Here is a 23,634-nt window from a genome sequence, read left to right on the forward strand (position 1 = left end):
AGTGATCGAATGGAGAGGTAATCCTCTCATCTCGTTGAGTACTGTGAGCGCGAATGGTGTCGGGTCGACGATCGTGAACCATTCGTAGGACGAATGATTCGGGTCCGCGAGGGCGGAGATGGAGGGCGCGTGGTGAGTTCGGCGAGAAGCGTCGACGGGGGGTGCGGTCGATGGACGCGCACCTGATCTCGCACCTCATCTCCATCCCGCTGTTCACCGGCATCATCGGCTACATCACGAACTGGACCGGCATTCTCATGCTGTTCGAGCCCAAGCGGTTCTACGGCATCAAGGTGCCCGGTATGGCCACGCTCTATCCGCTCCTCCCGCGGCGCGTCCAGGTCATCCCCGCCATCCAGCCCGACGGCCGGGTGGGGTGGCAGGGGATCGTCCCGTCGCGGGCGGAGAAGATGGCGAGCATCGCCGTCGACAAGTCGCTCAACAAGGTGGGCAGCATCGCCGAGTTCTACGAGGTCATGGACCCGGAGAACGTCTCGGAGGTGCTCACCCGGGCGTCGCTGCCGATGATCCCGTCCATCGTCGAGTCGGTGATGCAGCGCGAGAACCCGCGCCTGTGGTACTCGCTGCCCGAGGACGTCAAGCTCCTCGTCTACCGTCGCGTCTCCGCGTCCCTGCCGAAGGACGTCCGGAAGGTCACCTCGACCATCGGCGAGAACATCGACGACTACATCGACGCCAAACTCCTCGTGATCCGTTATCTGACAGCGAATCCGAAGGTCCTCAAAGACATCTTCTACAACATGGGCCGCAAAGAGCTCGTGTTCATGCAGAACTTCGGTTTCTACTTCGGGTTCCCGATGGGTTTCCTGCTGGTCGCGCTGCTGCACTTCTTCCCGTACTGGTGGCTGCTGCCGCTGGGCGGGGTCGTCATCGGCTACGTGGTCAATTACATCGGCATCCTCATGATCTTCGAGCCCATCCATCCCACCTGGTGGGTGCCGTGGAAACAGGGCCTGTTCCTCAAGCGGCAGAAGGAGATCGGCGAGCAGTACGCGTTGGTCATGGCCGACAAGGTGATCACCATCGAGAACATCTGCGACGAGTTGCTGCACGGCCCGCGGTCGGACCGGACCCGCGCCACCGTCGAATCGGTCCTGCGCGAGTCGATCGACAACGCGGCGGGGTGGGCCCGCGGTTTCGTCAAACTCTCCGTCGGCAGTGAGGCGTACGAGCGCGTGCCCCAGCTGGCCGGCGTCGAGGCGCTCAAGCTCGCCGAGGCGACGGTCACCGAGCCGACCTTCGTCGCCTCGCAGCAGGCGAAGGTGCGGACGTTCGTGACGGAACGGATGAGCAAACTCAGCCCGGAGGACATCAGCGAGCTGCTCCGGTCGGCGATCAAACAGGACGAGTGGCTACTCTTCTTGCACGGTGCGGTGCTCGGCTCGTTCGCCGGGTTCCTCCATCTAGCGATATTCGGGGTGTGAGAAGACGTGAGTAGCAAGTCCGGTCCCGCAGCGGGCGCAGGTGGCGATGCGGTCGAGGAGACCCGGGAACTCGCGGTCCGCGAGGGCGGCGAGGTCGCCGCGCAGCAGAAGCCGGGGCAGGGCGGCCTGCTGGGCAGGCTCGGCCGGGTGTCGAACTCCGCGTTCAGCGTGACCCGGGAGCTCGGCGGTTCGGCGCAGCGCCTCACCCAGCAGTTCGTGAGCGAGGCCGGTCACCTCGTGGACGTCGCTCTGACCAGCGAGGTCGCGCCGCGCGTCGTCGTCCACGGCGAGGTCGTCGACGAGGTCGACGAGCGCGAGCCCGAGCCCGTCACCACGGCCGACGATCTGCGCCGGATGGGCGACCGCCTGCTCGCGCAGTCGGCGGAGCCCGCCGCCGCGCAGGCGCCGCATCCCGCGTACGAGCACATCCTGAAGGAGCTGTGCCCCGACGAGGCCCGCATCCTGCGGCTGCTCTTCACCGACGGTGCGCAGCCCGCCATCGACGTGCGCACGAACCGTCCGTTCGGCGTGGGCGCGGAGACGGTGGCCGCGGGCGTCTCGATGATCCCCGAGGTCGCCGGGTGCCGGAACCCCGACCGGATCGCCGCCTACCTGGGCAACCTGCATCGCCTCGGCCTGATCTGGTTCTCGAAGGAGCAGGTGGAGGTGCGCCGGTACGAGCTGCTCCAGGTGCAGCCGCAGGTCATCGACGCGCTCACCAGCGCGGGCAGATACGCGAAGTCCGTCCGCCGCCGGATCGAGATCACGCCCTTCGGCCGCGACTTCTACAGCACCTGCTTCTCCCCGTCGGTGGGTTTCTCGAGCTAGCGCCCCGGCGGCTCAGTCCGCCGGCGGCACGGCTCAGTCCGCCTCAGGCACGGCTCAGTCCGCCGGCGGCAGGTGCTGGGGGAGCACCGCCTCCCGGGTGATCGCCAGCGCCGACTCCAGGTCGCCGTAGCGGAGCTGCGCGATGCGGATGAACAGGAAGTCCACCACCGCGAGCTGGGTGAGGCGACTGGCGAGGGCGGCCGCCCGCAGCGGGGATTCCTGCGCGACGGTGAGCAGGATCTCGTCGGCGACCTGCCCGAGCGGCGATCCGGGGGCGTTCGTCACGGCGACGCCGAGCGCGCCGCGCTGCGTCGCGAGGGTCAGGGCGCGATGCACCTCGACGGTGGTCCCGCTGAAGGAGACGGCGACGGCGACGGAGTCGGGGGTCGCGAGCGAGGCGTGCACCAGCTGCATGTGCGTGTCCGGGGAGTACTGGCAGGACAGGCCGATGCGCTGCAGCTTCTGCGACAGGTCGAGCGCGGCGAGGCCGCTGGCGCCGACGCCGAAGGCGTGACACCGCCCGTGCTCGGCGATCGCCTGCGCCACGGTCTCGAGGGCCTCGTGGTCGATCAGCCGCGCGGTCTGTTCGAGGGAGCGGGCCTCGTGGAAGGCGATCTTGGCGACGACGCCGGCCAGATCGTCCGCGTCGTTGATCGTCCCCTCGGCGATATCGGACCGCTCCAGCTCGACCTGGCGCCGGGAGAGCTCCTGCGCCAGGGCGATGCGCAGATCGGGGTACCCGCCGAAGCCGAGCGCGCGGGCGAACCGGACGACGCTGGCCTGTGATGCGCCGGCGGCCTCCGCCAGCTCGGTGATCGTGGCGGCGACCGCGCGCTCCGGATCGTCGATCACCGCCGCGGCGATCTTGGCCTCCGCCGGGCGCAAGGTCGGCACGACGGAACGTATGCGGTCGATGGTCCCGTCCACAGTGCCCCCTCCGGCGTCTCGGCGAGTATCCCACAGCCAGTTTTGAAAAAAATCTTCCTAGACACGCGATGTTGTGTAATCTTTCGACACATCGCGGCGGAAAGGACGACATGCGCGAGATGACCACCACGGAGAGCCGGAACAGCCGGACCATGGACCTCGATGAGCTGACCGTCGAGCAACTGCTCACGGTCATGAACGACGAGGACCGCCTCGTCCCCGACGCGGTGCGCCGCGTCCTCCCCGAGGTCGAGCGCACCGTCGACCTCGTGGTGACGGCGCTGCGCGCCGGGGGCCGCCTGATCTACCTGGGTGCCGGGACCAGCGGCCGGCTCGGCGTGCTCGACGCGGTCGAGTGCCCCCCGACCTTCGGCGTACCGCCCGGCATGGTCGTCGGCGTCCTGGCCGGCGGCGATGCGGCCATGTTCCGGTCCGAGGAGGGCGCCGAGGACTCCGCCGAACGCGGACGCGACGATCTCGCCGCACTCGATCTCACCGCGGACGACGTGGTGGTGGGCATCGCGGCCTCCGGCCGGACCCCGTACGTCATCGGGGGCCTGGACCACGCGCGCACGGTCGGGGCGTCGACGGTGGCCCTGTCCTGCAATCCGGGCTCGGCGGTCTCCGCCCACGCGCAGGTCGCGATCGAGATCGACAACGGGCCCGAGGTGCTCACCGGCTCCACCCGGCTCAAGGCCGGCACCAGCCAGAAGCTGGTGCTCAACATGATCTCGACGGCCTCGATGGTGCGCACCGGCAAGGCCTTCTCGAACCTGATGGTCGACGTGGCGCCCAGCAACGTCAAGCTCGCGGACCGCGTGGTCCGCATCATCCGGGAGGCCACGGGATGCGACGACGACGCCGCCCGCGCGGCCTCCGCCGCGGCCGGCGGTCACGCCAAGACCGCGATCGTGATGATCCTCGCCGACGTCGACGCGGAGACCGCGCGCGAGCGGCTCGCCGCGGCGGACGGCTTCGTCCGCACCGCCATCCGCTCCACCGAATCCTGATCCGCAGGAAGGACTGCACAGATGAACTACACCGAACTCGGCGAGGAGATCCTGCGGCTCGTGGGTGGCCCGGGCAACGTCGCCTCGCACACCAACTGCATGACCCGCCTGCGGGTCAACGTCGAGGACCAGGCGGCCGTGGACGCCGCCGGGATCAAGGCCCTCGACGGGGTCCACGGCGTCGTCGAAGGCCCCCAGCTCCAGGTGGTCGTCGGACCCGGGCACGCCGAACGACTGCGGGAGGTCTTCGGCGACGTCGTCGACGCGGCGCGGGCCGCGGAGTCGGGATCGGAGGCCGACGTCGTGGTCGCCGACGAGAAGGTCGCCGAGGACCTGCGCGAGGAGGAGCTGGACTCCCTCGCCGCCCGCACGCAGGCCAAGGTCAAGGCGCGCCAGACGAGCCGGCTGCAGGTCGCGCTCAAGCACGTGGGCAACATCTTCGTCCCGCTCTTCCCCGGGTTCATCGCCTGCGGCATCATCGCGGCGATCGCCAACATCTGGAAGCTGATCGACCCGTCGGTGACGGCGAACCCGTGGTTCCTGGTGTTCGCGGGCATGGGCACCCTCCTCATCGGCAGCCTGAACCTGATCGTCGGTATGAACACCGCCAAGGAGTTCGGCGGCTCGCCGGTGCTCGGTTTCATCGCCGGCGGCCTGCCGTACCTGCCCGCACTTGCGGGCATCGCGGCGAACCCCAAGACGGGCGCCGCGGCGGTGCCGCTCACGATCCCCGGCATCGGGCAGCTGAGTCCGGGGCTCGGTGGCGTGATCGGCGTGATGGCCACCGCGTGCCTCTTCGCGGCGATCGAGAAGCGCCTGCGCAAGATGCTGCCCGCGAGTCTCGACCTGTTCCTGGTGCCGGTGATCACCGTGCTGGTGGGCGCCGCGGTGAGCCTGCTCGTGATCATGCCCGCCGCGGCCCTCGTGATGCGCGGGGTCACCTGGCTCCTCGTCGATTTCGCGCTCAAGCAGGGCGGCGTCTTCGGCGGCTTCCTGATGTCGGCGTTGTTCCTGCCGCTGGTGATGCTCGGCCTGCACCACGGGCTGACGCCGGTGCACGTGCAACTGATCGCCGATCTCGGCTACACGCCGCTGCTGCCCATCCTCGCCATGGCCGGCGCGGGCCAGGACGGTGCCGCGATCGCGATCTGGCTCAAGACCCGCAACCCCAAGCTCAAGCGGATCATCAAGGGCGCCTTGCCGCTCGGTCTCGTCGGCATCGGCGAACCGCTCATCTACGGCGTCTCGCTACCGCTGTTCTATCCGTTCATCACGGCCTGTCTCGGCGCGGGCTTCGGTGGAGCCTTCGTGGCCTGGGGGATGGAGGTCAGCGGCGGCTTCGGCGCCCAGACGATCGGCCTGTCGGGGGTCCTGATGACCGGCGTGATCTCGGCGGGCGGGTGGCTGTGGTACCTCGGCGGCATCGCGATCGGGGCGCTGTCCGGATTCGTCCTGACCTACCTGTTCGGCTTCAAACAGAGCATGGAATCGCGTCTCGCCTGAGCGCGGAACCGGAGGACGATCATGTTGTACTCGCTCTACCCCACGGACGATCCGGCGCTGCGCACCAGGGTGATCCGCGCGGCCGCGCGCGCCGGCCGGCCACTGGTGTTCACCTCGCTGCACATCCCGGAGAGTGCGGGGCTGCGGGAGTTCGGGGCGGAGCTCGCGAGTCATCACCGCGAGTTCGGCGTCGAGTTCTGCGCGGACGTCTCGCCACAGGCCCTCGCCCTGCTGGGCGTGGACCTGCGGGGCCTCGGGATGCTCCGGCAGTGGGGAGTGACGACGGTGCGGATCGACTTCGGCTTCTCGCCGGAGGAGGTGCGGGAGATCGCGGCCGCCGGGCCCTTCCGGATCGCGGTCAACGCCAGCACCGTCACCGCCGACGAGCTGGACCGGCTCGCCGGGCTGGACGTCGAGGGCTGGCACAACTACTACCCCCGGCCCGAGACGGGCCTGACCGAGGAGTTCTTCGCGGCGCAGAACGCGCTGCTCCGCGCGCGGGGACTCGACGTGGTGACCTTCATCCCGGGCGAGTGCGACTTCCGGGCGCCGCTGCACCTCGGGCTGCCGACCCTCGAAGCGCATCGGCACGCGAACGCCTACGTCAACCACGCGCGCGCCCTCGCGGCCTGCCCGGACACGCGGATCGCCTGCGCCGAGGGGACGGTGCTGCCGCAGCACGAGGAGTGGATCGACCACCGCGAGCGGCACGGCGAGATCGTGGTGCCGCTCGCCTCCGTGCCCGCGGCGATGCGACATCTGCTCGACGGCCCGCTCCGGTTGCGCGTGGAGGGCGCCGCGGCGTCGCACCGAATCGAGGGCACGCGCGGCGGCCCGGTGCCGCCCGGCGCCGTCAACGGCACGCGGCGCGCACGGGGCAGCCTGCAGGTGGACGTCGCCGCGATGGGGCGGTACCGGGGCGAGGTGCATCTGATGCGCACCGACCTGCCGCTGACACCGTCGCAGGTCAGGGTGGCCGAGATCGCGGGACCGTACGCCGATCTCGTGGACGTGCTCCGCCCGGGGGACACCATGCGGTTCGTGGTCGCACCCGCGTAGTCGCGCTGCGTGCGGGCCGGGGCATGTGGTAGACAGTTCTCATCAGAGTGTCTATCTCGCGAGGTGATCATGGTCGACGTAGCTCACGCCGGTACCGATACCGGCGCCGACGGCGCGCGGATCAGCGCTGCGCGTGCCGATTTCCACCGCACCCTGTCGGATCTGTCGGACGCCTCGGTGGCGCGCAACTTCGACCCCTATCTGGACATCGCCTGGGACTCCCCGGAGCTCGCGATCGACCAGAAGGACCCGCGCTGGGTGCTCCACCCGGAGCTCGACTACATCGGTCGCAGCCCGTGGTACCGGGCCCAGCCGCTGGAGAAGCGGATCGCCATGGGCATCTGGCGCCAGGCGAATCTGGTTAAGGCCGGACTGCAGTTCGAGCAGGTGCTCATCGCCGCGCTCATGCAGTACTCCTTCGTGCAGCGCAACGGCTCCCCGGAGTTCCGCTACGCCACGCACGAGGCGCGCGAGGAGTGCAACCACACCCTGATGTTCCAGGAGTTCGTCAACCGGACGGGGCAGACGGTGCCCGGCGCGCCGCGCTGGTTCCGCACGGTCATGCCGCGCCTGACCCGCGCCGCGGTCTGGGCGCCGCCCGGCTTCTTCGTCGGCGTGCTCGGCGGCGAGGAGCCGATCGACCACATGCAGAAGCACCAACTGCGTGCGGCGGACACGCAGCACCCGGCGATGACCGCGATCATCGCGATCCACGTGGCCGAGGAGGCCCGGCACATCTCCTTCGCGCATCAGCTCCTGGAGTATCAGGTGCCGAAGATGAGCCGGGCGCAGCGCGGGATCCTCTCGATCGTCACGCCGCTGGTGATGTGGTCGCTCAACAACGTGATCATGGTGCCGCCCAAGCAGTTCTGGGAGACCTTCGATGTGCCCGACGAGGTGCGCAAGGAGATCTTCTGGCGCGATCCGGCGACCCGCCGCATGCGCGCCGAGGTCTTCGGCGACGTGCGCGCGCTGGCCGAGCGGGTGGGCCTGATGAACCCGGTCTCCCGCCGGGTCTGGTCGGCCCTCGGGATCGGTGGCCGTGCGTCGCGGTTCCGCGGGGAGCCGCAGTACGAGGCCGTCTGACGGTGCGGTGCCCGGCGGCGCCGGGTGTCAGTGCGACTCGGCGGCCTCGGTGACGGTCATCTGCACCTGGTAGCGATCGGAGCGGTACCAGGAGTAGCTGTGCTCGACCCGCGTGGTGCCGGAGAAGGAGACGCGGTCGAAGGCGAGGAGTGGGGTCCCTGTCGGGACGCCCAGAACGCGGGCCAGCTCGCCGTCGGAGGAGACCGCCCCGATGGACTGCTCGGCGCGGTCGATCGCGTGCCCGTACTCGGTGCGCAGTAGCTGGTAGATCGACTGCGTCAGGTCGTGCGTGTCCAGCCCCGGCGCGACGGCGCGGGGGTACCAGGCGTCGTCCACGGAGATCGGCACACCGTCGGCCAGGCGCAGGCGTTTGACGTGGTAGGCCTTGTCGGCCGCGCGGATCTGCAGCGCGGAGGTGGTCGACGGTGGCGGCACCCGCAGCTCCGTCGTCAGGACCACGGTGGACGGGTCGCGGCCGAGGCGGCGCATGTCCTCGTGAAAGGACGCGAGGTGCAGGCGCGATCGCGCGGGCCGCTCCGCGACGAAGGTGCCCTTGCCGCGGATCCGGACCAGCGTGCCCCCCGCGACGAGCTGGCGCAGGGCCTCGCGCACCGTGATCCGGGAGACCCCGTACTCCTCGCACAGCTGCCGCTCGCTGGGCAGCGCCGCGCCCGGCGCGAGATCGGCCGTGCAGCGCTGCTCCAGGAGCGCCCGCAACTGCTCATGCTTCGGAATCGGGCCGTCCGAGATCATCGACCCATCTTGTCACACCAGGTCATGACCAGTGGCTACCTCACGCCCGCCACCCGGAATTGCACGCTGATCCGCGGCCCGGCGTGCGGCACCTTGGGCACCGCGTGCTCCCAGGTGCGCTGGGCGGAGCCGCCCATGGCCAGCAGGTCACCGTGGCCGATCGAGAGCTTCGTGCTGGCGCCGCCGCCGCGCGGCCGCAACAGGAACGGGCGGGTGGCGCCCAGGGAGACGATGGCGACGATCGTGTCGTGCGTGGCCCCGCGGCCGATCGTGTCACCGTGCCAGGCCACCGAATCCGCGCCGTCGCGGTACAGGCACAGGCCGACCGACGTGAAGGGCTCGTGCAGATCGTCCCAGTACAGCTCCGTCAGCTCGGCCATCGCCGCGCCGAGCGCGGGATGGGGGAGGGCGGCGCCCGTGTCGTAGTACCGCAGCAGGCGCGGGACGGGCAGCGTCCGCTCGTACATCCGGCGCCGCTCCTCGACCCACGGCACGTCCCGCTGGAGCGCCGCGAACAACTCGTCGGCCCCGGACTGCCACCCGGTACGCACGTCGAGCCACGCACCGTCGGACAGATCCCGACGGTGCCCGGACACCTCGAACAGCGAATCCTGCATCACCGCCGACGATACGGCGACCCACTGACACGTTCCGCGCGACTCCGTAGGGTTGAGACGTGCGATTCGGACTCTTCCTCCCGCAAGGCTGGCGCTTCGACCTCGTCGGCATCGATCCGGCGGACCACTGGTCCGTCATGAACGGCCTCGCGCAGCGGGCCGATTCCGGCCCCTGGGACTCGGTGTGGGTCTACGACCACTTCCACACCACCCCGGTCCCGAGCCGCGAGGCCACGCACGAGGCGTGGACGCTCATGGCGGCCCTCGCCGCGACGACGAGCCGCGTGAAGCTCGGGCAGATGTGCACCGCGATGAGCTACCGCAACCCGGCCTACCTGGCCAAGGTGGCCGCCACCGTCGACCTGATCTCCGGCGGCCGCACGCAGATGGGCATCGGCGGCGGCTGGTACGAGCACGAGTGGCGGGCGTACGGGTACGGCTTCCCGTCGGCGGGCGAGCGGCTGGGCCGGCTCGACGAGGGCGTGCAGATCCTGCGGCAGGCCTGGCGCGACGGGATCTCTAGCCTGGACGGCAGGTACTACCAGGTCGACGGTGCGATCTGCGAGCCCCGGCCGCTGCAGGACGGCGGCATCCCGCTGTGGATCGCGGGCGGCGGCGAGCGCAAGACGCTGCGGATCGCGGCGAAGTACGCGCAGTACACCAACTTCGACGGAACCTTCGAGGGCTTCGCCCACAAGTCGGAGGTGCTGCGGCGCCACTGCGCCGACGTGGGCACCGACTTCGACGCCATCACGCGCTCGGCGAACTACAACATCGCGATCGGCGAGGCCGCGCGCGACGTGCAGACCCGGCTCGACGAGACCCGCAACCGGCTGCTCGAGCACGCGCCGGAGGAGGCGGTCGACGCCACGATGGGCAGCTTCCTCGGCATGCCGGGAGTCGGCACCCCGGGCGACATCGTGGCCAACCTCAAACGTCTCGAGGCCGAGGGGATGACCTACGCCATCTGCTACTTCCCCGAGATCGCCTACGACACGTCGGGGCTCGAGCTGTTCGAGCGCGAGGTGATCCCCGCGTTCAGCTGACGCAGCCGGCGGGCGCCCTCGGTGAGGACGTGCTCGCGCTTGGCGAAGGCGAAGCGCAGCAGGTGACCCCATCGGGCCTGGTCGTCGGCGAGGGCGCCCACGGGCACCGCGGCCACGCCGATCCGCGCCGGCAGCTCCCGGCAGAGGGCGCCGGCATCGTCGAAACCGAGACCGCGGGCGTCGGCGACGACGAAGTACGTGCCCTCCGAGGGGTGCACGGTGAACCCGGTCTCACGCAGGGCCGCGGTCAGCAGGTCGCGCCCCGCCTGCAGGTCGGGCGCGAGCTTCTCGAGCCACGAGGTCTCGTTCTCGAGGGCGTGCGCGACCGCGTACTGCAGGGGCGCCGCGCCCGTGAAGGTGAGCCACTGCTTCGCGGCCCGGCAGGCGTCGGCCAGTTCGCGGGGAGCGGTGATCCAGCCGACCTTCCAGCCCGTGACGTTGAAGGCCTTGGCGGCGCCGGAGATCCGGACCGTGCGCTCGCGCATGCCCTCGAACGTGGCGAGCGGGCGGTGGACACGGCCGTCGAAGAGCAGGTACTCGTAGACCTCGTCGGTGAAGCAGAGGAGGTCGCGCTCCACGCAGACGTCGGCGATGAGCTGCAGATCGTCGTCCGAGAGCACCGTGCCCGTCGGGTTGTGCGGGGAGTTGACGATGATCGCGGCGGTCCGCTCCGTGACCGCGCCGCGCAGCATCGCGGGATCGAGCGCGTACCGGCCTCCGGCCTCGACGAGCGGCACGACGACGCGGCGCGCGCCGGCCATCGCCACGGTCGCGGCGTAGGAGTCGTAGAAGGGCTCGATCAGGATCACCTCCTGCCCGGGCTCGACCAGGCCCAGGACCGCCGCGGCGATGCCTTCGGAGGCGCCGACGGTGACCAGCACCTCGCCGTCCGGGTCGTAGCGCAGGCCGTACTCCCGCTCCACCTGGGCGGACACGGCGCGGCGCAGCTCCGGCAGACCGTCGCCGGGCGGGTACTGGTTGAGGCCGCCGTCGATCGCACGCTTCGCGGCCTCCAGCATCCCCGCGGGCCCGTCGGTGTCGGGGAAGCCCTGGCCGAGGTTCACGGCGCCGGTCTCGGTGGCGAGGGCCGAGATCTCGGCGAAGATCGTCGACGTGAAGGGCTGCAGGCGTCGGACGGTGCGCATGCCCGCAGCCTAGTGGCCGGCGCGGTTACCGTGGTGGCATGACCTCCGCCGTCGTCGTCGGTTCCGGACCGAACGGGCTCACCGCCGCCGCGTCCCTGGCCCGTGCGGGCCTGGAGGTGACGGTGCTCGAGGCCTCCACCAGCCTCGGCGGCGCGTGCCGATCGGACTCGCTGCGGGGCACCGTCGTCGATCGGTTCTCGACGGGGCATCCCCTCGCGTACGCCTCGCCGGCGTTCCGGGACGTCGGTGTGCGGATCGAGTGGGGGACGGCGGAGATCGACGTGGCGCACCCGCTCTCGGCGGATCCGTCCGACGCCGTGGGCACTCTCGCGGACGTGCCGGACTGCGGGTCCGCGGTGATGCCGGCCTTCTTCGGGCCGCTGACCGACATGCCGCGGTACCCGGAGGCGGCCCTGCGCTGGGGCCCGAGGTTCCTGCTGCCCGCCTCCGCCACCGCCGCCACTCTCGGCCGGGTCGGCGGCGCCGTCTTCGCCGGGATCGCGGCGCACGGCATCGTCCCGCAGCACCTGCCGATGACCTCCTCGCTCGGATACCTCCTCGCGGGCGTGCGGCCCTGGTCGGTGCCGATCGGTGGCTCGCAGCGGATCATCGATGCCCTGGCCGGCATCGTGACGGCGCACGGCGGGCGGCTGCGCACCGGCGAGCGGGTCACGGCGCTGCCGGACGCCGACGTGGTCGTGCTCGACACCGGCCTGCCCGCCGCGTGCGAGCTACTCGGCGAGCGCGCGCCCCGGTGGCTGCGGCGTCGCGTGCGACAGTGGCGGTTCGGCCCCGCGGCGTTCAAGGTGGACCTGGTCCTGGACGGCGGAATCCCCTGGGTGCATGAGGAACTCCGACGGTCCGCCTTCGTCCACCTGGGCGGCACGGCGCGGGAGATCGCGGCCAAGGAACTGATGGTGAACCGGGGCCGGATGCCGGAACGGCCCGTGATGATCCTGTCGCAGCAGTACCTGGCGGATCCGTCGCGCTGCGCCGGCGATCTGGTGCCCGTGTCGATGTACGCCCATTGCCCCAATGGTTTTCCCGGAGATCTCACCGAGTCGATCGTCGCCGAGGTGGAGCGGCACGCGCCGGGCGTGCGGGAGCGCATCATCGAGGTGCGGTCGGTGGGGCCGGCGGGCCTGGAGGCGGCGGACGCGAACCTCGTCGGCGGTGACATCGCGGCGGGGTCGGCGGTGCCCGAGCAGTTGATACGCAGGCCCCGCCTGGTCGATCCCTACCGGCTCACCGATCGCGTCTTCCTGTGCTCCTCCGCCGCGGGTGCTCCCGGCGTGCACGGGATGGTCGGGTGGCACGCGGCGAGGTCCGTGCTGCGGTCGCTGTAGGTCAGCGGGGCTGCGTCGGGCGGGTGGACGCCGCGCCCGGGTAACCGTTCAGTAACGCCACCGGATGGCGGTAGAAATACTCGCTGGATCTCTCGCCGACGGTCGCGGAGGATCGAGGGCAACGAATCTCGATCCGATGAAAAGGCGGGTGACCGATGCGATTCCATGACCACCTCACGCGGCTGGCGGCGCGCTTCGGCGAGTATCGCCGCACACACATCGAGATGTACGAGCGGCACCAGATCATGCTCGAGCCGTGGACGCACGACATCCTGCACTGGGGTGCCGACGGGACGCTGCACGGCTCCGTCGTGGCGGGCCGGGCCCGGCCGCCGGTGACGCGGGGCGGCTGGTGCCCCTGCCGGCCGATCGATGCCGTCGGCGAGGCCGACGACGTCTCCGATATCCCGGGACGCTGTCCCGAGGAGTTGTGATTAGCGGTCCGTGTCCGCGGAACGGACGTGCCCGGCGATCGACGTATGTTCGATACTATCGAATTATTCGAAAACTTGTCAGTGGGTCCGGGTAGCGTCCTGGTATGGAAGAAGACATTGCAGTAGAAGACTATCCGCCTCCCGATGGTGCAGTGGGCGCGGACGTGGTGGAGCGGTTGCGTTCGAGTGAGATCCGGCGCTGTCGGTTGGCGGTCGAACAGTACGCGATCGCCGCGGACCTGCTCCGCCAGCGGGTGTGTGAGCGGGTCGCGGCGGGTGTGCCGCAGGATCGGTGGCAGCAGGGCGTCGCTGCGGAGGTCGCGCTCGCCCTGCACATCTCCCCGAACACCGCCGCACGGTTCGTGGCGCGGGCGGTGGAGCTGGAGAGGCACATGCCGCACACCCGCGCCCGGCTCTACGACGGTGATCTGTCACCGGAGTCGATACCGACTCTCCTGGGTGGTCTGTCGCATCTGGATACCGCGGACCGGCAGCGCGCCGACGAACTGCTGTGCTCGGATCCGGCTGTGTTGGCGGGGCTGGGGCTCAAACAGCTCGCGGGGAAGGTCGAGCAGATCGCCTACCGGCTCGATGCGCAGGCAACGGTGGACCGCAACGCCGCGGCGGAGAAGGATCGCACCGTCACGGTGCGGCCGCGGCCGGAGGGCATGGCCCGCCTGTCGCTGCTGTTGCCGATGGCGCAGGCCGTCGGCGCCTATGCCGGGCTCCGCAAACACGCTGACGCGCTGGTCGGCCACGATCAGGAACTGCGGACGCGACCGCAGATCATGGCGGACACGGCCTTTGCTCGGCTCACCGGACGGGACGCCGCAGACGGCCTGCCGGTCACCGTCAACATCACCGTCCCCGCCACGGTGCTCCTCGGGGACCGCCCCGGCACCGCGCACCTCGACGGCGGCGGGGTCATGCCCGCCGAGATCGCCCGCAACCTCGTCGGCAGGGCGACCGCCGCCGGCGTCGCCTGGGTCCGGCGACTGTTCGTCGCCCCCGAGAGCGGGGCCGTGGTGGCGATGGACTCGCGGCAGCGGCTCTTCCCCGACGGACTGGCCGATCTGATCCGGGTGCGGGATCGGTACTGCCGCACTCCGTACTGCGACGCGCCGATCGCGCACACCGATCACGTCGTCGCTCATGCGAAGGGCGGCGCGACCAGCCTGGACAACGGGCAGGGGCTGTGCGCGGCGTGCAACTACGCCAAGGAAGCCCCCGGCTGGCGCAGCGCAACCGTTGACGACGAATCCGGACGGCACACCGTCGAGATCCGAACCCCCACCGGACACCGTCATCGATCCACCGCCCCGAACCAGGCGGCGTGAGGTGAGGATTCAGTTCGCCTCGCCGATGGCGGGGCCGAGGAGGTCGTCGGCGTCGACGATGCGGTAGGCGTAGCCCTGTTCGGCGAGGAAGCGCTGGCGGTGTGCGGCGTAGTCGGCGTCGAGGGTGTCGCGTGAGACGACGGAGTAGAAGTGGGCCGTGCCACCGTCGTGCTTGGGGCGCAGGAGACGGCCGAGGCGCTGCGCCTCCTCCTGCCGCGATCCGAATGTGCCCGAGACCTGCACGGCCACCGAGGCTTCCGGCAGGTCGATGGAGAAGTTCGCGACCTTGCTCACCACCAACGTGGAGATCTCGCCCGCGCGGAAGCGGTCGAACAGCGCCTCGCGCTCCTTGTTCTTCACGGAGCCGGTGATGACGGGGGCGTCGAGCTCGCGGCCCAGCTCTTCCAGCTGATCCAGGTAGGCGCCGATCACCAGCGTCGGCGCGCCCTTGTGCCGCTCCAGGATCGACTTCACCACGGCGACCTTCGTGGGCGCGGTGGAGCACATCTGGTACCGCTCGTCGGGCTCCGCGGTGGCGTACTGCATGCGCTGGTTCTCGGTGAGCGTCACCCGCACCTCGACGCAGTCCGCCGGAGCGATCCAGCCCTGCGCCTCGATGTCCTTCCACGGGGCGTCGTACCGCTTTGGGCCGATCAGGGAGAAGACGTCGCCCTCGCGGCCGTCCTCGCGCACCAGCGTCGCCGTCAGGCCCAGCCGCCGCCGGGACTGCAGGTCGGCCGTCATCCGGAAGACCGGGGCGGGCAGCAGGTGCACCTCGTCGTAGATCATCAGGCCCCAGTCGCGGGAGTCGAACAGGTCGAGGTTCTTGTACTCGCCCTTCGATTTCCGCGTGAGCACCTGATAGGTGGCGATGGTGACCGGGCGGATCTCCTTCTTCTCGCCCGAGTACTCGCCGATCTCCTCCTCGGTGAGCGAGGTGCGGGCCAGGAGCTCCCGCTTCCACTGCCGCCCCGCGACGGTGTTCGTCACCAGGATCAGCGTGGTGGCCTGCGCCCGGGCCATCGCCGCCGCGCCGACCATCGTCTTGCCCGCGCCGCAGGGGAGGACGACGACGCCGGAGCCGCCCAGCCAGAACGAGTCCGCCGCGGTCCTCTGGTAGTCGCGCAGCTCCCACGGCTCGGTCTCGGTGTCCAGCGCGATCGGGTGCGACTCGCCGTCCACGTAGCCGGCCAGGTCCTCCGCGGGCCAGCCGACCTTGAGCAGGAGTTGCTTGAGGTGACCGCGCTCGGACGGGTGCACCACGACGGTGTCGTCGTCGATGCGGGCGCCCACCATCGGGGCGATCTTCTTGTGCCGGAGCACTTCCTCCAGCACCGCGCGGTCCAGCGAGACCAGGGTGAGGCCGTGCACGGGGCTCTTCACCAGCTGCAGCCGGCCGTAGCGGCTCATCGTGTCGACCACGTCGACGAGCAGCGGCTGCGGCACCGGGTAGCGGGAGAAGCTGACGAGGGCGTCGACCACCTGCTCGGCGTCGTGCCCCGCGGCGCGCGCGTTCCACAGCGCCAGCGGCGTCACCCGGTAGGTGTGCACGTGCTCGGGCGCGCGCTCGAGCTCGGCGAAGGGCGCGATCGCGGCGCGGGCTGCATCGGCCAGCTCGTGGTCGACCTCTAGCAGCAGGGTCTTGTCGGACTGGACGATGAGGGGTCCGTCGGTCATCCATCCATTGTGCCGCGTCAGCGAGCCGAGGAGAGACGGTGCGCGAGGACGGGGACCACGATCGCGGCGGCGGCGACGTGGGTGAGGATGAGGCATGCGGCGGACGCGGCGTCGAAGCCGAAGGTCAGATCCGGCACGCAGGACAGCACGAGCAGCGCGACGCACGTCCGGACGAAGGTCGAGCGGGGATGGCGGGCGCGGCGCGCCAGCACCGCCGCGATACCGACGGCGATCAGCGAGAAGATCATGGTGAGCTGGGTGAAGCCGAGCAGGGGGATGGCGGCACCGTCGGGCCCGGCGAAGGTGACGCCGGCGCCCGAGGCGACGGCGGCGATCGCGCTGGTGGCGACGGACGCGGCGACAGCGGCGCCCAGACCGTGCTTCCACACGGGCAGGCGGTCGGTGCGGACGGGTGCGGGGGTGGTGGCGGTGGCGGTCATGGCGTGCTCCTCATCAGGGGTGACGGTGCCCGGGCGGGCGCGTCCTACCCCTTCCACGAACGGCCTCGGCCGATTTCGACATCGGTGCTGCGAAGAATTTCCGGGGATGGTGTCGTATCCGTACACCTGCGTTCGTAGTGATGGTGAAGGGCGGCCACCGGGGCCGCCCGCGATCGGAAGGAACTCCCATGACGCACTACCTGCTCTCCGTGCACGGACCCGTCGAGCGGAACGAGTTCGGGGACTACGGCTCCAAGGAGGCGATGGAGGAGGCGTTCGCCCGGACCGACGCCTTCAACCAGGAGCTCAAGAACGACGGCTACTGGGTCTTCGCCGGCGGCCTCGCCGAGGGGACCACCGCCACCGTCGTCGACGGCCGGGGCGACAAGCCCGTCATCACCGACGGCCCCTACCTGGAATCCAAGGAGCTGATCGGCGGCTTCTGGGTGATCGACGCCCCCGATCTCGACGTCGCGCTGCGGCTCGCGGCCGAGGGCTCGAAGGCCTGCGGCGGCGTCGTCGAGGTCCGGGCCTTCGAAGGGACGGCGTGACCGACGCCGGCGCCGGGAGCGGAGCGAGCGGGCCGAAGGGTGACGGTCGCGCTGCTCTCGAGCAGGTCTTCCGCGAGGAGTACGGCCGGGTCATCGCCTCGCTCGTCCGCCGCTTCGGCGACATCACCGTCGCCGAGGAGGCCGCGGGCGAGGCGATCCTCGCCGCGCTCGAGAAGTGGCCCGAGTCGGGGATCCCGCCGAATCCCGGCGCCTGGCTCACCACGACCGCGGGCAACCGCGCGATCGACCGGATCCGGCGGGAGAACCAGCGCGACGCCAAGCACAGGGCGGCCGAGATGATCCACGACGACTCCGATCCCGAGCCCACCGGCGCGGTCGAGGACGACCGGCTGCGGCTGATCTTCACCTGCTGTCACCCGGCGCTCGCACTGGAGGCGCGGGTCGCGCTGACCCTCCGCCTGCTGGGCGGCCTGACGGTGCCCGAGATAGCCCGCGCCTTCCTCGTCGCCGAGACCACCATGGGGCAGCGCATCACGCGCGCCAAGAAGAAGATCGCCGCCGCCCGCATCCCGTACCGGGTGCCCGCCATCGCCGACCTGCCCGACCGCGTCGACGGGGTGCTGACGGTGCTCTTCCTCGTCTTCAACGAGGGCTACCTGGCCAGCGGCGACGGCGCGCCGATCCGCGCGGAGCTGACCGGGGAAGCGATCCGGCTGACGCGCCTGGTCCGCGCGCTGCTGCCCGCCGATCCCGAGGTCACCGGCCTGCTCGCGCTCATGCTGCTCACCGAGGCGCGGCGCGCGGCGCGGGTGCGGGGCGGGCAGCTGGTGCCGCTGGCCGAGCAGGACCGCGCCGGCTGGGACCGCGCGGCCATCGCGGAGGGGCACCGGCTCGTCCGGGAATGCCTCGTCGTGAACCGGCCCGGCAGGTACCAGATCCTCGCCGCGGTCAATGCTGTCCACACCGACGCCCTGAGCGCCGGCACCGTCGACTACGCGCAGGTGGTTTCCCTCTACGACCAGCTGCTCGCCATCGACCCGTCGCCGATCGTGCGGCTGAACCGGGCGATCGCGGTCGCCGAGCTCGACGGTCCGGCGGTGGCGCTCGCCCTCGTGGATCCGCTGCCGCTGGACGGCTACCATCCCTGGCACGCCACCCGCGCCCACCTGCTGCGCGAGCTCGGGCGCACCGCCGAGGCCAAGGACGAGTACGACGCCGCACTCGCGGTGACGAACAACGCCGCCGAGCGCGCCTACCTCACCCGCAAGCGCGGGGAGCTGGTGTGACCTACTCCACCGGCTCCGCGGTGGTGACGCGGTGCAGGGCGAAGCGGCGGGGCGTGTCCCCGTCGAGCGCGGAGAGCTGCCCGTGCCGTACTGACTCGGGCACCACGACGTGCCGCGTGAACACCCCGTTCGCGTCCACGTAGCCCAGCCGTACCGGTCGGCCCGCGCCCGCGGCGGACTGCAACAGCGCCATCAGCTCCGGGCCGGAGGCGCCGGCACCGTCGTCCGACGGGGAGTCCTGCCGGCGGATCTGCACGGCCGCGTCGGCCAGTTGCTCGAGGGTCGGCTGCGCGGCCGGCGGCCGGACCCGCGGCGCGGGCAGCCGGATCGCGGCGGGCCGCAGGTCGACGACGACGCCCCGTGAATCCTCTGCGGCGGCGGTGAAGCCGGCGGCGGCGAGCCCCGCGACCAGGTCGGACAGCGGGACCTGGGCGACGAGCACCGTCGGCGCGACGGCCCGCAGTGCGAGCGCCTCCGCGGCGGGGGAGGCCAGGACCGCGGCGATGAGCGCGGGATCCTCCGAACGCAGGAAGGAGGCCGCGACGCCCGCGCGCAGCGCTCCGTGCCGGCGCGCGACGTCGTCGACCAGATAGGTCAGGCCCTGCGGCACCGGCGTCACCGAGTGCGCGACGAAGAAGGCGTGCACCTCGGCGGACGTCCGTCCGGCGTCCAGCGCGCGGCGCACCGACGCGTCGGTCACGCGGTACACGGCGGCGCCGCCCGCCGACTCCAGGTCGGCGACCAGCGCGACCGCCGCGGCGAAGTCGTGCGTCGTGGGGCCGGGGATGGTCAGCGTGAGGTCGGCCTGGAGCAGGAACTCCTCGACCGGCTTCGGCAGCGCCGCGGCCATCGCCTCCGCGGGGTCGTTCTCGAGCGCTGCCCGGCCGGCCGCGGTCAGGGCGCCGCCCGCGACGAGCCCCACGATCTGCGCCTGCGCGACGATATCGCCGATCGCGTCCAGCGTGAGCCGCCGGTACCAGGACGGATGCGCGTACCGCACGGCCGCGTGCAGGTCCTGCCGTCCGGGCGCGACCCCGGGCGGGGCGAGGGCCAGGGCGTCGAGCACGGCCGCGCGGTCCTGCGGCGCGACGGTGCTGCGCGCCGCCCGGTGCAGCGGCCCGACGATGCCCTCCTCGCCGCGGGTGCCGATCAGCGCGGGCTGGCGGCGCAGCTCCAGCCAGGTGCGGGCGAGCAGCGCCCACCGGTCCGCGGGCGCGGAACGCTGCCACTCGTCGACGGTGACGGTCGGCGCGAAGACGGAGTCCTCCTCGCCGTCGAGCTCGCCCTCGGCGATCAGCGCCGCGGCGGCCAGCAGTTCCAGCAGCAGTGCGGCGCGGTCCTCGGTGAGCCCCGCTGCCTTGGCGACGCGGCGCAGCTCGCGGATGCCGATCCCGCCGGCCTTCACCCGCTGCGCGGGTACCGCGCCCAGCACGTCGAGGACGTCGTCGGCGTGGCGCAGCAGCTCGAGCGCGGCGACCGCGGCGGCACCGTCGGGGCCGGGGACGGGCGGACCGTCGAGCACGGGCGGCTTGAGGGAGGCACCCAGCGGGAGCTCGCCGCGCAGCCGGGCCCGCACCTCCCACGGCAGCTCGACGGTCTGATGGTCGACGAGCGCGAGCAGCCCCGAGGCGAGCATGCGCTGCACCGGATGGTCGGGCGGGGTGCCGGGGCCCGCGGCGGCCGTGCGGCCCCTCGGCGAGCCCTCGGCGAGGCGGTCGAGGAGGGCGCGCTCGTCCTCGCCGGCGGCCGCGAGCGCTGCGTCGATCGCCGCCGGGTCCGGCGGCGCGAGGAGCTGCGGGGAGCGCCAGGGCAGCGCCTCCCGGACGGCGGGCGAGGTGCGCAGGACATCGTCGCCCCAGATCAGGGCCAGGTCGCGCAGTTTCCCGGCCGAGGCGAGCACCTGCGCCTTCAGCGCGCGGCCCCGGAGCCGGCGGGCGAGGGCGTCGGCGTCCAGTTCCTCGGCGAGCACCAGCTCGAGGACGGCCAGGTCGAGGAGGGTGAGCCGCTCCGCGACGCGGCCCAGCGAGGAGGGGCTCAGCAGGCGGCTCGCGAGCACCGGGAAGCCGGCAGGCACGGGCGTCGCCACGTCGCGCCGGGCGTCCAGGAGCGCCGCGATCTCGGCGTCGGTGCGGCCGCGCAGCCACGCCGCGGGCCCCGTCGACGACGTATTACTGCTCACCGATACAGCGTAGAGGCCGGGGCATGTCAGAATAGCGGCGTGTCTGAGACCTCGAATGCGAAGAAGGCCGAGTACGTCGACAACGGCTGGCCCGGTGCCGAGCAGGGCACGGCCGACCATGCCGTGACCGAGCTGGTGGCCCCGCTGGTCGGCGCCCTGTCGCCGTTCGGCGAGCTGGAGTTCCCCCAGCAGCACGTCCCGTACGTGCACCCGTCGACCCGGATCAACCGCTGAGCTCAGGCTCCGCTCCCGGCGACCACGGCGCGGCCCGGCACGACGACGCGCGGGAGGACGGCCTCTCGCACATCGACGCGACCGGCGCCGCGCGGATGGTCGACGTCTCCGCCAAGGCCGTCACCGCTCGCACGGCGGTCGCGGCCGGGACCTTCCGCACCACCGAGGCCGTCGTCGCGGCCATCGCCGACGGCGCGGTCCCGAAGGGCGACGTGCTCGCCACCGCCCGCATCGCGGGCATCATGGCGGTCAAGCGCACGGCCGACCTGATTCCGCTGTGCCACCCGCTGCCGATCTCCGGCGTCACCGTCGACCTGCAGCCGTCGGGTGCCGAGATCGCCGTCACCGCCACGGTGCGCTGCACCGGCCGGACGGGCGTCGAGATGGAGGCGCTCACCGCCGTCGCCGTGGCCGGCCTGACCCTGCACGACATGGTCAAGGCCCTCGACCCCGCCGCCGTCATGACGGACGTCCGCGTGCTCACCAAGGACGGCGGCAAGACCGGCCACTGGGAGAGATGATGACCGAACCCCTCCGCCCGTCCCGCGACCGCTGCGCCACCGTGGTCGTCGCGTCCACCCGCGCCTCCCTCGGGGAGCGTGCGGACACCACCGGGCCCGTCATCGCCGGCTGGCTCGGCGAACGCGGCTTCGACGTCTACGGCCCCGTCGTGGTGCCCGACGGCGAGGAGGTGGGCGCGGCTATCCGCTCCGCCGTCCGCCGCGGCGACGCCGTGGTGCTCACCACGGGTGGCACGGGCCTCACGCCGACGGACCGCACGCCCGAGGAGACCCGTGGGGCCCTCACCTTCGAGATCCCCGGCCTGGCCAACGCCATCCGGCAGGCCGGCCTGCCCGACGTACCGACCACCGTGCTCAGCCGCGGCCTCGCCGGCGTCGCAGGGACGTCGCTGGTGGTGAACCTGCCGGGCTCGTCCGGGGGCGTCCGGGACGGTCTGGCCGTGCTCGACGGGGTGCTGCACCACGCCCTGGACCAGATCCGCGGCGGCGACCATGGCTGACGTGGTCCTGGCCGTGGTCACGGAGGAGCCGATCGACCTGGCCACGCACGAGGCCGCGGTCGCGCGCGCCGAGGCGGGCGCCGTGGTGGGCTTCATCGGCGCCGTCCGCGATCACGACGGCGGACGGGGTGTGACCCGGCTCGAGTACTCGGCGCATCCCACCGCGGGGCGCGTCATCGCGGAGGTCGTCCAGGCCGAGGCGGACGCCGCGGAGGGCGTCCGGGCCGTCGCGGTCTCGCACCGCGTCGGTCCGTTGAAGATCGGCGACGCGGCGCTCGTGGTGGCGGTCTCGGCCGATCACCGTGCGGCGGCCTTCGCGACCTGCGCCCGCATCGTAGACGCGGTCAAGGAGGCGCTCCCGGTCTGGAAGCACCAGCTGTTCCTCGATGGCACCGACGAGTGGGTCGGCAGCGCGTAGCGCTCAGCCGGACCCGTCACGTCCCTGGAACCGGACCGGCCCCGTCGCATCCCCGGAAACGCCGAAGGGGCCGGCGGCGCGATGCCGTCGGCCCCTTCGGGACGCTCTGTGCTGCTCCGGGCTCAGTAGCCCTTGGCCGCTGCCTGCTGCAGCGCGGCGAGCACGGCGGGATCGACCTGCTTGCCGCCGCTCTGGGCCTGCGAGATGACCTGGTTGACGTACTGCGCGTTGACCGAGCCGCCCGGCTTCGCGACGGGCTTGGCGGCCGGCGCGGTGGCGGGCTTCGCCACCGGCTTGGTGGCGGGCTTGGCGACCGGCTTCGCGGCGGGCGCGGAAACCGGCTTCGTGACGGGCTTGGTGGCGGTACCGGTGTCCGTGGGGGAGACGGTGCGCGGAGTGGCCGCGCCGAGGCCACGGCCGCACGACGGCCACGCGCCCTTGCCCTGACCGGCGAGGACCTTCTCGGCGATCGCGATCTGCTGGGCGCGGCTGGCCTGGTTGGCGGTGGGCGCGAACTGCGTGCCGCCGTAGGAGGCCCACGTCGACGGGCTGAACTGCAGGCCGCCGTGGTAGCCGTTGCCGGTGTTGATCGACCAGTTTCCGCCGGACTCGCAGGCGGCAACCTGGTCCCACTGGGAATCGGGGGCGGCGTTGGCGGCGGGTGCGGCGAGCGCGAGACCCGCGCCACCGAGCATCGCGCCGGCGGCGGCGACCTTGGCGGCGCTCAGGCTGGTAGTGGACTGCTTGCGGTGACGACCGGTCATCGTGGTGAAGTCTTTCCTCTCTACGCGCGTGCGAAGTTAGCTGTCGGGTTCGAGCGAGAGGCTGCTCGGCCGGTGTCCCGGCTTGACCCCTAGGGCGTGTGCCCTGCGACCGTGCGGTCGCGGTGGTTCCTCCGCCTTCGTCCAGGTGTAGATCTTCGGTGCCCGTCCCGGATCGGCCACTGGACGAAGCTCTGCGCTGCGACCGATCGGGTGGCCACTGCTGCGGCCCCCAGCGACGGTAACAGACCCCGCCCCGTGGCCCAACCGTTACCGGACCGTGATTTTGCAGAATGTGATGGACATCACCAGCGTCGGCTAAGGATGTCAGCCGCCGGCGAAGGGCGGCAGGACGTCGAGCATCGACCCGGTCGCGGGGGCGTCGACGTCCCGCACCGCGACCTCGTCGAGCAGGAAACTGCACCGCGTGAGCACGGCGCCCAGCCCGGGGTGCCGGGCGGCCAGGAGGACGGCGACCTGCGCGACCGTGGCCCCGTCGGGCACGGCCACCGTCTCCTCGGGCACGCCCGCCGCCGCGCGGGCGGCGGCGAAGTACCGGATCAGCACCTC

At 71.7% G+C, this 23,634-nt stretch carries 24 protein-coding genes, 1 pseudogene and 1 riboswitch; of the genes and pseudogenes, 16 read left to right on the plus strand and 9 right to left on the minus strand.

Annotation, left to right across the window (positions count from 1 at the left end; genetic code table 11):
* Positions 1-170: 170 nt before the first annotated feature.
* Positions 171-1,445 carry a hypothetical protein gene (locus tag AC21LY_RS12570; RefSeq protein WP_489046818.1) on the plus strand — a complete coding sequence of 425 codons (1,275 nt, stop codon included), beginning with the start codon at positions 171-173 and terminating at the stop codon, positions 1,443-1,445.
* A gap of 6 nt (positions 1,446-1,451) precedes the next feature.
* Complete coding sequence (locus AC21LY_RS12575) at positions 1,452-2,273, plus strand: Abi-alpha family protein (protein WP_489046819.1); 822 nt, start codon at positions 1,452-1,454, stop codon at positions 2,271-2,273.
* Positions 2,274-2,327: 54 nt separating this feature from the next.
* Here the strand turns inward: AC21LY_RS12575 and AC21LY_RS12580 are convergent, their stop codons facing one another.
* Positions 2,328-3,200, minus strand: a complete 873-nt coding sequence (locus AC21LY_RS12580; RefSeq protein ID WP_489046821.1) for a MurR/RpiR family transcriptional regulator — start codon at positions 3,198-3,200, stop codon at positions 2,328-2,330.
* 110 nt (positions 3,201-3,310) lie between these two features.
* Here AC21LY_RS12580 and murQ point away from each other — a divergent pair, with 110 nt between their 5' ends.
* From murQ to AC21LY_RS12600, 4 genes are all read left to right on the plus strand, one after another.
* Positions 3,311-4,210 carry an N-acetylmuramic acid 6-phosphate etherase gene (gene murQ, locus AC21LY_RS12585; protein WP_489046822.1) on the plus strand — a complete coding sequence of 300 codons (900 nt, stop codon included), beginning with the start codon at positions 3,311-3,313 and terminating at the stop codon, positions 4,208-4,210.
* 21 nt (positions 4,211-4,231) lie between these two features.
* Positions 4,232-5,713 (plus strand): PTS transporter subunit EIIC, encoded by a 1,482-nt coding sequence (locus AC21LY_RS12590; protein WP_489046823.1) that lies wholly within the window; start codon positions 4,232-4,234, stop codon positions 5,711-5,713.
* 21 nt (positions 5,714-5,734) lie between these two features.
* Positions 5,735-6,772: a MupG family TIM beta-alpha barrel fold protein gene (locus AC21LY_RS12595; RefSeq protein ID WP_489046824.1), complete on the plus strand. Its 1,038-nt coding sequence runs from the start codon at positions 5,735-5,737 to the stop codon at positions 6,770-6,772.
* 69 nt (positions 6,773-6,841) lie between these two features.
* Complete coding sequence (locus AC21LY_RS12600; RefSeq protein WP_489046825.1) at positions 6,842-7,858, plus strand: AurF N-oxygenase family protein; 1,017 nt, start codon at positions 6,842-6,844, stop codon at positions 7,856-7,858.
* A gap of 27 nt (positions 7,859-7,885) precedes the next feature.
* Here the strand turns inward: AC21LY_RS12600 and AC21LY_RS12605 are convergent, their stop codons facing one another.
* On the minus strand, positions 7,886-8,611 hold the full coding sequence (locus AC21LY_RS12605) for a GntR family transcriptional regulator (protein ID WP_489046827.1): 726 nt from the start codon (positions 8,609-8,611) through the stop codon (positions 7,886-7,888).
* A gap of 35 nt (positions 8,612-8,646) precedes the next feature.
* Positions 8,647-9,228 carry an alpha-ketoglutarate-dependent dioxygenase AlkB gene (locus tag AC21LY_RS12610; protein WP_489046828.1) on the minus strand — a complete coding sequence of 194 codons (582 nt, stop codon included), beginning with the start codon at positions 9,226-9,228 and terminating at the stop codon, positions 8,647-8,649.
* Between the two features lie 59 nt (positions 9,229-9,287).
* Here AC21LY_RS12610 and AC21LY_RS12615 point away from each other — a divergent pair, with 59 nt between their 5' ends.
* Positions 9,288-10,274 (plus strand): LLM class F420-dependent oxidoreductase, encoded by a 987-nt coding sequence (locus tag AC21LY_RS12615; protein WP_489046829.1) that lies wholly within the window; start codon positions 9,288-9,290, stop codon positions 10,272-10,274.
* On the opposite strand, the gene AC21LY_RS12620 is transcribed toward AC21LY_RS12615, so the two are convergent.
* Positions 10,217-11,419, minus strand: coding sequence for a pyridoxal phosphate-dependent aminotransferase (locus tag AC21LY_RS12620; protein ID WP_489046830.1), 1,203 nt, complete (start codon positions 11,417-11,419; stop codon positions 10,217-10,219). The two genes, AC21LY_RS12615 and AC21LY_RS12620, sit on opposite strands and share 58 nt — an antisense overlap.
* 38 nt (positions 11,420-11,457) lie before the next feature.
* On the opposite strand from AC21LY_RS12620, the gene AC21LY_RS12625 reads away from it, so the two are divergent.
* The 3 genes from AC21LY_RS12625 to AC21LY_RS12635 all read left to right on the plus strand — a co-directional run bounded on the left by AC21LY_RS12625 (position 11,458) and on the right by AC21LY_RS12635 (position 14,536).
* A complete protein-coding gene (locus AC21LY_RS12625) occupies positions 11,458-12,765 on the plus strand; it encodes a phytoene desaturase family protein (protein WP_489046831.1) in 1,308 nt (435 codons plus the stop codon).
* A gap of 155 nt (positions 12,766-12,920) precedes the next feature.
* Entirely contained in the window at positions 12,921-13,199 is a 279-nt protein-coding gene (locus tag AC21LY_RS12630; RefSeq protein ID WP_489046832.1) for a hypothetical protein, read from the plus strand.
* Positions 13,200-13,303: 104 nt separating this feature from the next.
* Complete coding sequence (locus tag AC21LY_RS12635) at positions 13,304-14,536, plus strand: HNH endonuclease (RefSeq protein ID WP_489046833.1); 1,233 nt, start codon at positions 13,304-13,306, stop codon at positions 14,534-14,536.
* 9 nt (positions 14,537-14,545) lie between these two features.
* On the opposite strand, the gene AC21LY_RS12640 is transcribed toward AC21LY_RS12635, so the two are convergent.
* Together AC21LY_RS12640 and AC21LY_RS12645 are read right to left on the minus strand one after the other, a co-directional pair.
* Positions 14,546-16,213: a DNA repair helicase XPB gene (locus AC21LY_RS12640; protein ID WP_489046834.1), complete on the minus strand. Its 1,668-nt coding sequence runs from the start codon at positions 16,211-16,213 to the stop codon at positions 14,546-14,548.
* Positions 16,214-16,230: 17 nt separating this feature from the next.
* Positions 16,231-16,653: a DUF6069 family protein gene (locus AC21LY_RS12645; RefSeq protein WP_489046835.1), complete on the minus strand. Its 423-nt coding sequence runs from the start codon at positions 16,651-16,653 to the stop codon at positions 16,231-16,233.
* Between the two features lie 188 nt (positions 16,654-16,841).
* Here AC21LY_RS12645 and AC21LY_RS12650 point away from each other — a divergent pair, with 188 nt between their 5' ends.
* Complete coding sequence (locus AC21LY_RS12650; RefSeq protein ID WP_489046836.1) at positions 16,842-17,204, plus strand: YciI family protein; 363 nt, start codon at positions 16,842-16,844, stop codon at positions 17,202-17,204.
* Positions 17,201-18,451, plus strand: coding sequence for an RNA polymerase sigma factor (locus AC21LY_RS12655; RefSeq protein ID WP_489046838.1), 1,251 nt, complete (start codon positions 17,201-17,203; stop codon positions 18,449-18,451). Before AC21LY_RS12650 ends, AC21LY_RS12655 begins: the two co-directional genes overlap by 4 nt.
* 1 nt (position 18,452) lies before the next feature.
* Here the strand turns inward: AC21LY_RS12655 and AC21LY_RS12660 are convergent, their stop codons facing one another.
* On the minus strand, positions 18,453-20,630 hold the full coding sequence (locus AC21LY_RS12660; protein WP_489046839.1) for a helicase-associated domain-containing protein: 2,178 nt from the start codon (positions 20,628-20,630) through the stop codon (positions 18,453-18,455).
* Positions 20,631-20,669: 39 nt separating this feature from the next.
* Between AC21LY_RS12660 and AC21LY_RS12665 the strand changes: the two genes are divergently transcribed.
* From AC21LY_RS12665 to AC21LY_RS12680, 4 genes are all read left to right on the plus strand, one after another.
* Positions 20,670-20,864 carry a hypothetical protein gene (locus AC21LY_RS12665; protein ID WP_489046841.1) on the plus strand — a complete coding sequence of 65 codons (195 nt, stop codon included), beginning with the start codon at positions 20,670-20,672 and terminating at the stop codon, positions 20,862-20,864.
* Between the two features lie 95 nt (positions 20,865-20,959).
* On the plus strand, positions 20,960-21,385 hold the full coding sequence (gene moaC, locus AC21LY_RS12670; RefSeq protein WP_489046842.1) for a cyclic pyranopterin monophosphate synthase MoaC: 426 nt from the start codon (positions 20,960-20,962) through the stop codon (positions 21,383-21,385).
* Positions 21,385-21,885, plus strand: a complete 501-nt coding sequence (locus AC21LY_RS12675) for a MogA/MoaB family molybdenum cofactor biosynthesis protein (protein WP_489046843.1) — start codon at positions 21,385-21,387, stop codon at positions 21,883-21,885. The genes moaC and AC21LY_RS12675 overlap by 1 nt, the downstream gene beginning before the upstream one ends.
* Entirely contained in the window at positions 21,878-22,303 is a 426-nt protein-coding gene (locus AC21LY_RS12680; RefSeq protein WP_489046844.1) for a molybdenum cofactor biosynthesis protein MoaE, read from the plus strand. The genes AC21LY_RS12675 and AC21LY_RS12680 overlap by 8 nt, the downstream gene beginning before the upstream one ends.
* Before the next feature lie 275 nt (positions 22,304-22,578).
* Here the strand turns inward: AC21LY_RS12680 and AC21LY_RS12685 are convergent.
* Together AC21LY_RS12685 and AC21LY_RS12690 are read right to left on the minus strand one after the other, a co-directional pair.
* Positions 22,579-23,067: pseudogene (locus AC21LY_RS12685) on the minus strand (transglycosylase family protein); the annotation flags it as partial.
* 11 nt (positions 23,068-23,078) lie between these two features.
* A riboswitch (cyclic di-AMP (ydaO/yuaA leader) is annotated at positions 23,079-23,223 on the minus strand.
* 168 nt (positions 23,224-23,391) lie between these two features.
* Positions 23,392-23,631, minus strand: a complete 240-nt coding sequence (locus tag AC21LY_RS12690) for a MoaD/ThiS family protein (protein ID WP_489046845.1) — start codon at positions 23,629-23,631, stop codon at positions 23,392-23,394.
* Positions 23,632-23,634 lie beyond the last annotated feature (3 nt).

The sequence above is a fragment of the Tsukamurella sp. II2bb genome, from assembly GCF_057815145.1.